7 protein-coding genes are annotated in these 11,615 nt (G+C 71.1%); 5 read left to right on the forward strand and 2 right to left on the reverse strand.

Translation table 11 applies throughout. The features are described 5' to 3' along the window. The first annotated feature begins 4 nt into the window (after positions 1-4). The gene (locus tag FRANCCI3_RS03590; protein WP_011435166.1) at positions 5-1,081 is read left to right on the forward strand and encodes a glucose-1-phosphate thymidylyltransferase; all 1,077 of its coding nucleotides are present in this window, start codon (positions 5-7) and stop codon (positions 1,079-1,081) included. On the opposite strand, the gene FRANCCI3_RS03595 is transcribed toward FRANCCI3_RS03590, so the two are convergent. Continuing rightward, on the reverse strand, positions 1,065-2,888 hold the full coding sequence (locus tag FRANCCI3_RS03595; protein ID WP_011435167.1) for a phospholipid carrier-dependent glycosyltransferase: 1,824 nt from the start codon (positions 2,886-2,888) through the stop codon (positions 1,065-1,067). The genes FRANCCI3_RS03590 and FRANCCI3_RS03595 overlap by 17 nt on opposite strands. Positions 2,889-3,211: 323 nt before the next feature. Here FRANCCI3_RS03595 and rfbD point away from each other — a divergent pair, with 323 nt between their 5' ends. The 4 genes from rfbD (at position 3,212) to FRANCCI3_RS03615 (ending at position 8,524) form a co-directional block, all read left to right on the forward strand. Then, complete coding sequence (rfbD, locus tag FRANCCI3_RS03600) at positions 3,212-4,120, forward strand: dTDP-4-dehydrorhamnose reductase (RefSeq protein WP_232234961.1); 909 nt, start codon at positions 3,212-3,214, stop codon at positions 4,118-4,120. 297 nt (positions 4,121-4,417) lie between these two features. Beyond that, a complete protein-coding gene (locus tag FRANCCI3_RS03605) occupies positions 4,418-5,287 on the forward strand; it encodes a TetR family transcriptional regulator (protein WP_011435169.1) in 870 nt (289 codons plus the stop codon). Positions 5,288-5,336: 49 nt separating this feature from the next. Beyond that, a complete protein-coding gene (locus FRANCCI3_RS03610) occupies positions 5,337-7,013 on the forward strand; it encodes an MDR family MFS transporter (RefSeq protein ID WP_011435170.1) in 1,677 nt (558 codons plus the stop codon). Positions 7,014-7,111: 98 nt separating this feature from the next. Then, entirely contained in the window at positions 7,112-8,524 is a 1,413-nt protein-coding gene (locus tag FRANCCI3_RS03615) for a hypothetical protein (protein ID WP_011435171.1), read from the forward strand. 1,821 nt (positions 8,525-10,345) lie between these two features. Here the strand turns inward: FRANCCI3_RS03615 and FRANCCI3_RS24030 are convergent. Continuing rightward, complete coding sequence (locus tag FRANCCI3_RS24030; protein ID WP_011435173.1) at positions 10,346-11,572, reverse strand: glycosyltransferase family 4 protein; 1,227 nt, start codon at positions 11,570-11,572, stop codon at positions 10,346-10,348. Positions 11,573-11,615 lie beyond the last annotated feature (43 nt).

Raw genomic sequence — 11,615 nt, forward strand, 5'->3', positions numbered from 1 at the left:
GATCATGAAGGCCCTCGTCCTTGCTGGTGGTTCGGGAACCCGTCTGCGGCCGATCACCCACACCTCGGCCAAACAGCTTGTTCCAGTGGCGAACAAGCCGGTGCTTTTCTACGGCCTGGAGGCCATCCGTGACGCCGGTATCACCGATGTCGGGATCATCGTGGGGGAGACGGCCGGCGAGATCCAGGCGGCGGTAGGTGACGGCTCGGCATTCGGGATCCAGGTCACCTACATCCGCCAGGACGCGCCGCTCGGACTGGCACATGCCGTGCTCATCGCCCGCGACTTCCTCGTCGATGAACCGTTCGTCATGTACCTCGGCGACAACCTGATTATCGGTGGGATCTCCAGCCTGGTCGAGGAATTCCGACGGACCACTCCGGACGCCCTGATCCTGCTGACCAGGGTCGACAACCCCTCCGCCTTCGGTGTCGCCGAGCTCGGTGCGGATCGGCAGATCATTCGACTGGTCGAGAAGCCGCTCGTTCCGCCGAGTGACCTGGCGCTCGTCGGCGTCTACATGTTCGGCACCCCCATCCACGACGCCGTGGGGGCGATCAAACCGTCGGCCCGCGGCGAGCTGGAGATCACCGAGGCGATCCAGTGGCTCGTCGACGGCGGATACGAGGTCGCCTCCCACCTGGTCGAGGGTTACTGGAAGGACACCGGCCGACTCGACGACATGCTCGAGACGAACCGCCATCTCCTCGAGTCGATCGAGCCGGCGATCCGTGGCAGCGTTGACGAGCACAGCACGATCGTTGGCCGTGTGGTGATCGAGGAGGGCGCCTCGCTGGTCCGGTCCACCGTGCGCGGGCCGGCCATCATCGGCCGGGACACCACCCTCGTCGATACCTATGTCGGCCCGTTCACCTCGATCTTTCACTCCTGCGTCATCGAACGGACCGAGATCGAGTACTCGATTGTGCTGGAGCGGGCGACGATCCGTGGGATCGGGCGGATCGAGGACTCGCTGATCGGCCGGGATGTCGAGGTCGTCCCCTCCGCGGCCCTGCCCAGGGCGCATCGGCTCATGCTGGGCGACCACTCCCGCGTCTCGGTGGCTACGACGGGGACCTGAGGCCTGCCCGGAGCGGATGTCCCTTGCGCATCCGTGACGGACTTCGTGGGGCGGGCGTCGGCCGGTGACCGCCCGATCCCGATCCCGATCCCGGACCCGATCCCGGACCCGTGATCGCGGCCTCCCGCGTGCCCCTGGCTCCGCCCGCCCGCACCGCGACGGCGAGGCAGAGAACGACGAGCACCGCCGACAGCGCGAAGACCGTGATCGTGACGCCGATCGGGAACGGCGCCCAGCGGCCGGCCCCCGCGACGATCTCGGGAACGCGGGCCGGGGTGAAGGACACCTGGCGCGGCAACCAGTAGTACGAACAGACCGCCAGCAGCCCCAGACCCTGCATCAGCAGCGCGCCGACCAGCGTGACGGCGGGTGCCAGTCGCTCCCGGCCGCGCAGCGCCGCGCGCAGGCCCAGAGCGAACACCACCCCCAGACCGACCAGCCCCAGGTAGAGATACCGGCCCTGGACGGCGATGCCGCGGGTGTACTGCTGGTACTCCGCCCAGCTGCGCTGCCCGACCATCAGATAGGCGAAGGCGACCGGGAGCAGCAGTACCGCCGGCCCGGCGGTACTCGCCAGCCGGTCCGGCCGCGCGGCGCGGCGGGGTCCGGCGGCCAGCGCGGCCGCGCACAGTCCGACAACCGCCCCGGTCGCCACGACGATGGCGACCGGGGAGAGCTGGGGCGGCTCGAACAGGCCAAGCCCGCCCCAGAAGCGGCTGATCATAGTCCGGAAGAAGTACCAGAACCAGGTGAGGAAGGAGTCCGGAAGCAGCAGTGGTTCCCGCCGCGGCGGGTTCGTCGCCCACCCGTTCGGCTGGACGGAGTCGTACAGGACGTAGTTCCTGATCCACCACCAACCTCCCAGGGCGAGCCCGAGGCCGACCGCCAGCGTGGCCGGCGTCCATGGCAGGGAGCCGATCGCGCGACGCGACGCGAAAAGCCGGCCGGCCGGATACGCGGACCGTTCCGGTGCCTGCCGCCCCGCACGCCGCAGGCGCCACCAGCCGACCAGATAGGCGGCGACGATCATGGCCGGCAGGGCCAGCGCGAACGCCTTGGTCAGCAGGGCGATTCCCAACCAGATCCCGGCCCGGGCGGCGGTGCGGCGACGCATGTCGCCGCGCAGCACACCCACGAGAGTGACGGTCAGCCCGCCGGTGGCGAGCATCAGGAGGCCGTCATTGTTGAAGGTGGCACCGACCCTGGTGAACCCGGGCACGGCGAGTGGCAGGGTCGCCGCGGCGAGGGCCGATGGTTGATCCAGTCCGAAGCGGCGTGCCGCCAGCCATGCCAGCAGGGGCAGCGGCGCGACCACCAGGATGTTCAACAGACGCAGGACGAAGACCTGCTGGTCATAGGCCCAGTGCTTGGAGCCCGGCAGGGCGTCGAGCAGCCTGGCGCCGACCACGTAGATCAACGGTGGATGCTGCACCATCTGGTTGGAGAGACGGCCGTCGCCGACGGGGGCAACCCCGCCGAGGGCGTCGAACGACTGGCGCTGGCCGCGTGGCGTCGGATCGATCTCGGCGAAGGACGGGGAGCCCCGCCGTTTCCCACCGGCCTGGAACATGTCCTGGAAGCGGCCGCGGTCGAAGTCGTCAGAGGTCGCGGCTACACCCGTCGAGATGATCTTTTTGCCTGGTGCGGGCCAGCCGACTCCGTGCTGCAGGCCGTAGACCATGTCCACGTGCTGAGCCTCGTCGTATCCCGTCCAGGTCGGATACACGAACGCGTAGCTGAGCAGCAGGCCGAGGTGAACCGCCGTGATGAGGAGCAATAACACCGGCACGCGCCGCGGACCGGGCATCGACACCGCCTCGGCGGCTGGCCTCGTCCCTGCCGGCCTCGTCCCTGCCGGCCTCGTCCCTGCCGGCCTCGTCCCTGCCGGCCTCGTCCCTGCCGGCCTGGTCTCCGCCGCGGGATCGGGCGTGGAACCGGTGGTGTAGATGCAGTCGATGATCGACGGCTCTGGGGCATCCATGGTTGACGCCAGCGTAGACGACCGATGTGAGAGGTTGGACGAGCTCGGCGTGGGGTAACCGTTGCCTGTCTGTCGCACTCTTCTCGACACGGGCTGATCCTGGGCGGATCCTGAACCGGGCGGGTCACGGTGTCTGCGACACTCGGAAGGTGCGTTTTCTCGTGACCGGTGCCGCCGGTCAGCTCGGGGCCGACCTCTGCCGGCTGCTCGAGGCCCGAGCCGCGGAACCGGGCTCCCCGGTGTCCGGCTGGGCCGGTCTGACTCGGGCGGAATTCGACATCACCGATCCGGCCCGGGTGCGCGCCGTCCTGCGCGACCAGGCGCGTCCTGCGAAGATCCAGGGTGGGCTGGTCGTCTTCAACACGGCGGCCTGGACAAACGTCGACGCGGCGGAGTCGGACGAGGCCGGCGCCTATGCGGTCAACGCCACGGGGCCGGCGCACCTCGCCGCGGCCTGCGCCGAGGTCGGCGCGACCCTGATCCATATTTCGACTGACTACGTCTTCGACGGGCGGGCCGCCAAGCCCTACGAGGTCAACGATCCTACCGGTCCCGTCTCGGCGTACGGCCGGACGAAACTGGCCGGGGAGGAGGCTGTCCGAGCCCTGCTGCCCGATGCCTCGTATGTGGTGCGCACCGCATGGGTCTATGGCCGGACCGGCAGCAACTTCGTGAAGACGATCTCACGCCTGGCCCGTGAGCGGGACACGCTGTCCGTTGTGGACGATCAGGTGGGCTCGCCGACCTGGTCGGCCGATCTCGCGTCGGGGCTGCTCGAACTCGCTTCCTCGACGGCACCGACCGGCGTCTACCACTGCACGAACGCCGGCGAGACCACGTGGTTCGGCTTCGCCCGCGAGATTGTCGCCGCTCTGGGCCAGGACCCGGCCAAGGTGACGCCGACGACGACGGAGGCATTTCCCCGTCCGGCCCGGCGCCCGGCCTACGCGGTGCTCTCCGGGCGGTCATGGGTGGACGCGGGACTCACTCCTCCGCGGGCCTGGGACGCCGCGCTGTCCGCGGCCTTCGCCGCGGCGGGCGACGCGCTGCGCGGCTGATCGTTCTGCCGGGTACCGATCTTTCTGTCGATCGTTGCGCGACCGGCCAGCGTCGACCCACCGCACCCCGGCCGTGGGCGGGGGCGCGCCTGACTCTCGCCTGATGTCCGGTCCCCGCCCGGCCCCGTCTTCCCGATCTACCTGGCCCGATCTACCTGGCCCTTCGGCGACGGTTCCCGGTGGGCGCCGATCGTGTTGACTGTCACAGTAGAATTTTGCACGATGAGAATAAGTGCGCGTGCTGCAAAGTTATCGAGAAAGAGGATATCGAGGGAGCGGATCGAGATCGGGGAAGCGGTGACGGGGAAGGATCCGACGGCGGCACCCGCGGCGACCGTCCCGGGTCGGGCTGGCGAGCCCGGGAGGTCGTCCGGGCCGGGGCTGCGGGAGCGCAAGAAGCGGCAGACCCGCCGGGCCCTGCGGGCCGCGGCCATCCGGCTTGTCGCGGAGCGTGGTCTGGAGAACGTTTCGGTCGACGAGATCGCCGCCGCGGCCGAGGTTTCCACCCGGACGTTCTTCAACTACTTCCCGACGAAGGACGACGCGATCGCCGGCATCGATCCCGAGGACATCACCGAGATCAGCACGGCGCTGGCGGAGCGTCCTCCCGAGGAGGAGCCGCTGGCGGCGTTGCGGGCGGTCATGCTGGACCGGGCCGCCCTCGTCGCACCCGATCAGGTCGAGCTGTGGCGCGTCCGGCTTGCGATCATCCGTGCCCATCCTCATCTGACCATGGCCTACGCGGCCAGTTGGAGTTCCTACGAACGTGCTCTCGCCGAGGCGATCGGCCGGCGTTGCGGGCTCGATCCCGATCGTGACCCCTACCCCGTCGTGCTGGTCGCGACGACGTTGGCCGTCGTGCGGACCCTGACCGTGCGGTGGCAGGAGTCCCCGGATGACGCTTCGTTGCCCGACACTCTCGGCCGCGCCTTCGACATCCTGGCCCGCGGCCTGGCTCCGCCCGGCCCCTCCGGCCCCTCCGGCCCCTCCGGCACCTTGGGCACCTTGGGCGGGTCCGGCGCCCCACCCGAGTCCGGCGGGTCGGACGGATTCGACGTGGTGGGCACCCCGAACGCGCCGATCATGTCGTCCCACCGGGAGCACCGGGAGCACCGGGAGCACCGGGAGCACCGGGAACGAGAACAACGAGGACAGCGACCCGAATGAGATCGACCGAGCACGTCGACGTCAGCGACGACCATGAAGGGAGCCGGTCATGACGCAGGCTCGATCAGCGGAGTCCGCCGAGCCCGTCGACTCCGTGGACTCCGTGGACTCCGCCAGAACCGGCGCCGGCACGTCTCCGGCGCCCCGCGGCGGCGCCGTGATCCCCTCGCCGGTCTCCGACCAGCGCCGGCTCTGGCTGATCATGGGAGCGCTGCTCCTCGGAATCCTGCTGGCCTCGCTGGATCAGACGATCGTGTCGACGGCACTGCCGACGATCGTCGGGGATCTCGGCGGCGCCACCCATCTCTCCTGGGTGGTGACTGCCTACCTGCTGGCCTCCACGGTGTCCACACCGGTCTGGGGCAAGCTCGGTGATCTGTACGGCCGCAAGATCCTGTTCCAGGTGGCGATCGTCATCTTCCTGGTGGGCTCGATGATCGCCGGTGCCAGTACGTCGATGGGGCAGCTGATCGCCTTCCGTGCCATCCAAGGGCTCGGCGGCGGCGGGTTGATCATCAGTGCGATGACGATCATCAGTGATCTCGTTCCGCCGCGCGATCGAGGCCGTTACCAGGGGCTGTTCGGCGCGACGTTCGGTGTGTCGTCGGTGGTCGGTCCGCTGCTCGGCGGCCTGTTCGTCGACCATCTCTCCTGGCGCTGGGTCTTCTACGTGAACCTGCCGGTGGGCGCGGTCGCCCTGGTGGTGACGGCGTTGGCGCTCCCGGCGACGAGGAACCGCATCAGGCACGTCATCGACTACCTCGGCACCGTGCTCCTGGCCATGGCAACGACCAGCCTCGTGTTGCTGACCAGCCTGGGCGGCACCACCTACGCCTGGGGATCACCGGAGATCATCGGGATGGGCGTCGCGGGAGTCGTGCTCCTCGTCGGGTTCGTGTTCGTCGAACGAGTGGCGGTCGAACCCGTGCTGCCGCTGACGCTGTTCCGGGTCCGGGTGTTCTCGGTGGCCGGCGCGGTCGGCTTCGTCGTCGGCTTCGCGATGTTCGGCGCGATCGTCTTCCTGCCGCTGTTCCTCCAGGTGGTGAAGGGAGTCGACCCGACGGACTCCGGCCTGCAGATGCTGCCGGTGATGGGTGGGCTGCTGCTCAGCTCGATCATCTCCGGCCGGCTCATCAGCCGGTGGGGCCGTTACAAGATCTTCCCGGTCGTCGGTACCGCGATGATGTCGATCGGCCTGTTCCTGCTGTCGTTCATCAGTCCCGACATCTCCACGCTGCAGCTCACGTTGTCCATGTTCGTCCTCGGGGTCGGGATCGGCGCGGTCCTGCAGGTCCTGGTCATGGCCGTGCAGAATGCCGTCGACTACCGGCAGATGGGCGTGGCCACCTCGGGTGCGACCTTCTTCCGGTCCATCGGCGGGTCGTTCGGTACCGCCGTGTTCGGCGCGATCTTCGCGAACCAGCTCAGGGGTAACCTCGCCGAGCGGTTTGCGGGCATCCCGTTGCCATCCGGTCTGTCCGCCTCCGGTTCCAACCTCAGCCCCCAGGTGCTCCACAGGCTGCCCCCGACGATCCGGGACGGATTCGTCCAGGCGTTCTCGGACGCGATGCAGACCGTCTTCCTGGTGGCGGTGCCGATCGGTCTGTGCGCCTTCGCGCTGGCCTGGTTGCTGCCCGAGATCCGCCTGGGAAACACCGTCGGTGGCGCGCGGCCCGCGGCGCCGGGCTCGGCGAAGGCGGATGAGACCGCGGAGGTCCTCAAGTAGCCGCGATTTCGACCGCGCGTCGGCGTCTGCGCGGGACGCCCCGTCGGCACGCGGTCTTTCTGCTGCTGGTCGCCGCCGGGATCGCCGCTCGGGTCCTGGTGATCGTCACCTACCCGCCCGCGCTGATGTACCTCGGGGATTCGGCGGCCTACCTCGACCAGGCGTGGCGGGACATTTGGCCGGGCGACTGGCGGCCGTCGGGCTACCCGATGTTCCTGCGGATCCTCGACGGCCAGGCCCACCTGACGCGGGTCGTCGTCGTCCAGCACCTGCTCACGCTGGGCGCGGCGGTGGCGCTCTATGCGGTGGCGCTGCGGGTCGTCCGCCGGCCGTGGCTCGCCGCCCTCGCCGCCACCCCCGCGCTGCTCTCCCCGTGGGTGCTGGACCTCGGCCAGTTCGTCCTCGCCGACAGCCTGTTCGGGGTGCTCGTCTCGGTCGGCGTGGCGTTGCTCGCGTTACCGGGACGCCCTCGGCCCGTTGCCTGCGCCGCCGCCGGCCTGCTGCTCGGCGCAGGCCTGTGCGTGCGGACAGTGGGCTACGGCCCGCTGGCGGTCGGCCTGGTCGTCCTGCTCGGCACCGTGGTGGCCGACCGGCGGCGCGCGACTTCCCGGGCCGGGTCGGTTGCCGCTCCTCGGGCGGCCCGACCCGTCCTCGCCTTCGTGCTGGCCGCCGCCGCGCCGATCCTGGCCTACTCCGGGTGGAGCGCCTCGGCGGGAGGGGGCTTCGCCGTCTCCGCGCACTCCGGGTTCTTCCTGTACGGGCGGGTGGCGCCGTTCGCGGATTGTTCCGCGCTGTCACGAGCGGACCTGCGCACCCTGTGCGACCCACGGCCGGTCGACGAGCGTGGTTCGCCGGTTCGCTACCTGTGGCCGGCCGGCTCCCCTCTGCGTCAGGGGCACCGGCACATCCCACCGGGGCGGGAGGACCTCGCGGCCGAGTTCGCGGACGAGGTCGTGCGTCACCAGCCGTGGATGCTGGTGACGACGTCGGCCCGGTACCTCGTCGGCTATCTCTCCCCGGTCCGGCATGAGACGACGAAGACCTCGCGGGCGGACACCTGGGAACTGCCGTCCGGCGTGACCAACGTGCTGACCCCGGACGATCCGCATGCCGACGACGGCTATTTCGTCGCGACCGAGGTGCACAACCCCACGGCGGGCTGGCTGGCCGGCTACTCTCGCCTGGCCTACGCTCCGATGCCGCTTGTCGGCCTGGGTCTGCTGGCGGGTCTCGCGGCAGTACTGCTCGAGGCCGTTCGCCGGGTACGCAGGAGTGGGGTGACGGCGGCGTGGCCGGGGCTCGGGCGGCTGTTCTGGCTGGCCGCCGGGGCCGGCCTGTCGACCCTCGTGCTGTCCGCGCTGACCTCCGGATTCGACTACCGCTACCTCGCCGCGGTCATCGGGCCGATCGGATCGGCCGCGGTCCTGGGCGCGGCCGGCTTAGTTGCCGCGCTCCAAAGCCGGACCGCCGGACAGCGCCGACCGCCGGATAACAGCCCGCCGGACAGCTGACGCCAAGCGGACGATACCGTCGTATCCGCCAAACGATCGTCGCTGATGTTCGATGGGCTGACCGGCGTTGCGGCGTGGTAGTCGGGGCGACACTACCCGGCCGAGGCGGAGAGGGTTGCCGACGTGCCTGGCGGGGATGCGTGGCAGGCGGTCGAGACCTCCATGCGGGTGCCTGGGACCGGTGCGGCGCCGGAGGCTTGGCGGGTGGCGGATCCGGGGCGGCGCTGGCTTGTGATCGGGGTGGTCGCGGCCGGCATGGTTTTCTCCGCGCTCGGCGTGCTCGTCGCCGCGGTCGTGCCTCCCTTCACCTCGGCCGACGAGGCACAGCACACCGCCTACGCGTTCGACGTCGCCGACGGCTCGTTGCCCGTGCTCGACTCGCCCGTGCACTCCCGCATCCCGAGCATGCCGGGACTGCCCGCCGACTGCGTGGTGCCGCCGCCGCAGGCGCGGGCCGCGGTGGCCTCCCACGTCGATCGGCTCTGTGGGGTGCGCCTCGGCCGACCACTGGCGAACGTCGACCTCACCTACACCGCGAACCATCCACCACTGTTCTACGCGGTCGAGGCCGTCCCGCTCCGGACGGGCGTCGCGCTGGATCATCCGCTGGCCGGTTTCCGGGCCGCCCGCCTTCTCAACGTGGCGTTTGGGATTACCGCGGTGATCGCGACTGCGGCGCTGGTCCGCGGTGTGCTGCCGGGGCGGCCCGGTGTCGCGGTCGGCGCGGCGGCGATTGTCGGCGTGGTCGGCATGTTCGTCCTCATCTCCGGCCAGGTCTACAACGACACCCTGGCGGTGGCGACCATCACCGGCCTGCTCGCGGTGACCGTTGCGATCATCCGCCGGGGACCGGGGCCGCGGACCTTGGCGGCACTGGCGGTGCTCGGCCCGGCGGCGGCGGCGAGCCGGGCCAGCGGCGCGCTGGCCGTCGCGGTGGTCGTCCCGGCTCTCGCTGTCGCCGTCTCGATGTGGACGTCCGGTGGCGCGCTGCGGCGAGCCGGGCGTGGCCTGACGGCCGCGGTCGTGCTCGTCGCGCTGACCTTCGCCGCGACCGGCTGGTTCTACCTGCGTAACGTGCGCCGGTACGGCGATCCCACCGCCTCGGGCCGGGTCGCCGAGATGTTCCCGATCCGCGATGGGCGGACGTCGGCCTGGCAGGTGTCACGCGACAGCGACTTCTGGTGGCACATCTACCGCGGGTTCTTCGGACGTTCCGTCCTGCTGACCGGTCACGCCCGGACGATCGCCGTCGGGGTCGCGGTCGTGACCGGTGCGGGTCTGGTCGCGGCGGGGATTCGGGTCCTGGGCGCCCGGCTGCGGACCGTTGCGCGGCCGGGCACTCGGATCGCGGATACCACCGATACCCGGCCGGCGGACGACGGGGCGGACGACGGGCATCCCGAGGCGGATCCACCGGGAGGTCGGCTGGCCGGCAGCGTCGTCATCGGCCTTCTGCTCACCCTGCACTGCCTGCTCGTCGTCGCCACCCTGGTGGGCTACGTCGCCGTCGGAGGCGCGCCGTTCACCCGGTACCTGCTGCCGATACTGCCGATCCTCGCCCTTGTCGTCGCGGCCTGCTGCGGATCGCTGCCGCTGGGCCGTCGCGGCCTGCCGACGGTCGCGGTCGTCGCCGCGCTGGCGGCGCTCACCGTGGTCATGCTCATCCGTGACCTGGCATTCAAGCGGCCCGCGCTCGCCCCGCTGGCGAACCTGGACCGGCTGCGGACCGCCTGGGACCAGACGGCCCCGGGCCCGCCCGACCTCGGGCTGTCGTGCCTGGCGGGATGGGCCGTTCTCGGCGGTGTCCTGCTCGTCGTCGCGTTATGGAAGCTCGCTGACCCGGCGGTAGACGGCCGCGGTGAGCTGCGCGGTGCGCCGCCAGGTGAACGTGCGGGCGTGCGCCCGGCCGGCGTCGGTGTCGCCGGGGGAGTCGAGCAGCTCCAGGATCGCTTCGGCGAGGTCGTCGGCGAACGAGTCGCGGTCGGTCTGCCGAACGAGCCGCACCGGACTGGTGGAGCGGGTGATGGTCAGCCCGGGGGCCTGGCCAGGGGTCTGCTCAGGGGACCGGCAGGCGGGGGCGGCGACGTCGACGAGAGCGGCGGTGACCTCCCGCACGGTCGGGATGTCGGCGGCGACCACCGGAGTCCCGGCGGCGAGCGCCTCCAGGGGGGGTAGCCCGAAGCCCTCGTACCGGGACGGGAAGCACAGCACGCTCGCTCCGGCGACGGTCATCCGCAGTGCCTCGCTGTCGAGATAACCGGCGACGACGACGGCGTCGGACGGCAGGTTCGCCAGGTCCAGTGCCGGTCCCCACCCCGGAGGCCCGACGAGCACCAACGGCGGAGCGTCGATTTTCGCCGCGTGCAGCCGGCGGACCGCCTCCAGCAGCGCCGGGAGGTTCTTGCGGGGCTCCACCGAACCGACGAACAGCAGGTACCGCTCGGGCAGGCCACGGGCCCTGCGCCAGGCGAGGCTCGGCTTCGCCGTGGTGAACCAGGCGTCGTCGACGCCGAGCGGCGTCGGGGTCACCAGCGCGGGGTCGAGCCGGTAGGCCGTCACCACCTCGTCGGCCACCGCGCGGCTGGGCGTCAGCACGGCGGACGCCCGGCGCAGGCCGCGGGGGACCAGATCGCTGTAGCGGGCGGACGCCGCCGTCACCGTGTCCGGGGTACGCAGGTAGGACAGGTCATGGATGGTCAGCACACCGCGGGCCCGGCGCAGCGGTGGAAGGACGAAGTTCGTCGCGTGCACGACGTCGGCGGGGCCGGTGAGCCACTCGACGGGCGGGTACTCCGAGCGGGCCCAGGCATCCTGCAACAGCCGGGCCGGTGCCCGCCGGGCCGCCGTTCGCACCCCGGCCGGCAGCGCGCCCGGCAGCTCGTCCAGCCCGCGCCAGGTGAACGCCGTCGCCGCGAGTTCCCACCCGGCCCCGGCTTCCCGCCCGGGCTCGGTGGCGAGCCGGGCGAGCCCGGTCAGCAGATGCTCGGTGTAGCGGCCGACCCCGGTGCGTTGCCCGAGCAACGGCGTGCCGTCCAGCACGACCCTCATGCCGGAATCATCCCCTCCTTTCCGGGAGTGCCACGCCCCGCCG

Source organism: Frankia casuarinae, from assembly GCF_000013345.1.
Lineage (GTDB): Bacteria > Actinomycetota > Actinomycetes > Frankiales > Frankiaceae > Frankia > Frankia casuarinae.